Source organism: Pseudochrobactrum sp. sp1633, from assembly GCF_030376605.1.
Lineage (GTDB): Bacteria > Pseudomonadota > Alphaproteobacteria > Rhizobiales > Rhizobiaceae > Pseudochrobactrum.
This window is the reverse complement of sequence record NZ_JARRAE010000048.1, coordinates 1-1,223: the sequence shown is the minus strand read 5'-3', so window position 1 is coordinate 1,223 and position 1,223 is coordinate 1. Positions and strand designations below refer to the sequence as shown.

Here is a 1,223-nt window from a genome sequence, read left to right as displayed (position 1 = left end):
TGACCTGAGCCCCGCAAACTCCTCCAGATTTTGGTAGAGTCCAATCCTTGGTAGGAGATGGACAATGAAACGCTCACGGTTTTCAGACGAACAGATAATCGGGATGATTAAAGAGCAGGAAGCGGGAACGCCAACTGCACAAGTGTGCCGCAAATATGGGATTAGCAGCGCCAGTTTTTACAAATATAAAGCCAAATTTGGTGGCCTAGAGGTTTCCGATGCGCGTAAGCTGAAAGCATTGGAAGAAGAAAATGCCAAGCTAAAAAAGCTGCTGGCGGAGACGATGCTGGATAATGCTATTTTGAAAGATGTTGCTGCAAAAAAATGGTAACGCCCGATGCCAGGCGAGACGCAGTTGTTCGTGTTTGCCAAGTGTATGCCGTGAGCCAGCGTCGGGCGTGTGCCGTTTTATGTGTTGATCGATCAAGTGTGCGCTATCGTCGTAAGCGGCCTGATGATGCGCATATTCGTGAAGCAATGAAACAAGTGGCCTCCGAACGACGGCGCTTCGGTTATCGGCGTATTCACGTCATGCTGGAACGACAGGGGATCATCATGAACTTGAAGAAGCTGCGTAGATTATATCAGGAAGAGAAACTAACTGTGCGCAAGCGTGGTGGGCGCAAACGAGCTCTGGGAACGCGGAGGCCGATAGCTTTACCATCGCGAGCTAATGAACGATGGAGCCTGGACTTTATCAGTGATGCCTTCACAGATGGTCGTCGGTTCAGGGTTCTTGCGGTCGTTGACGACTTCACGCGGGAGTGTCTGGCTTTGGTTCCCGACACATCCCTGTCAGGCCTGCGGTTGGCACGCGAGCTGGATTACCTGATCAGTCAACTCGGCAAGCCACGAACGATAGTTTCTGACAACGGGACAGAAATGACCAGTCATGCCATTCTCAAGTGGTGTCAGGAGACAGGCATTGAATGGCACTACATCGCGCCGGGCAAACCAATGCAAAACGGGTTTGTCGAAAGCTTCAACGGTAGTTTCCGCGACGAATGCCTGAACGAGACCTTGTTCTCATCGCTCGCTCAGGCACGCACCGAGATCAAAGCATGGAAGGATGATTATAACAAAAACAGACCGCACTCTTCACTCGGCAATGCTACGCCGAATGAGTTCGCAATAAAAATGGCTCTAGAAAAACGGGCCGCTTAAGGCCAATAGTATAACCTAAGACTCTCCTGAAAAATGGAGGAGCATTGGGGCTCACGTCA

Annotated in this window: 1 protein-coding gene; it reads left to right on the top strand. The window is 50.6% G+C overall.

Annotated elements, in window-relative coordinates; genetic code table 11:
* Positions 1 to 64: 64 nt before the first annotated feature.
* Positions 65 to 1,164, top strand: a protein-coding gene (locus tag P8H26_RS18025; protein ID WP_289634461.1) for an IS3 family transposase whose coding sequence is annotated in 2 segments (ribosomal slippage) — positions 65 to 317 and positions 317 to 1,164 — 1,101 coding nt in all. Because the reading frame shifts where the segments join, the coding sequence is not laid out codon by codon here.
* Positions 1,165 to 1,223: the final 59 nt, after the last annotated feature.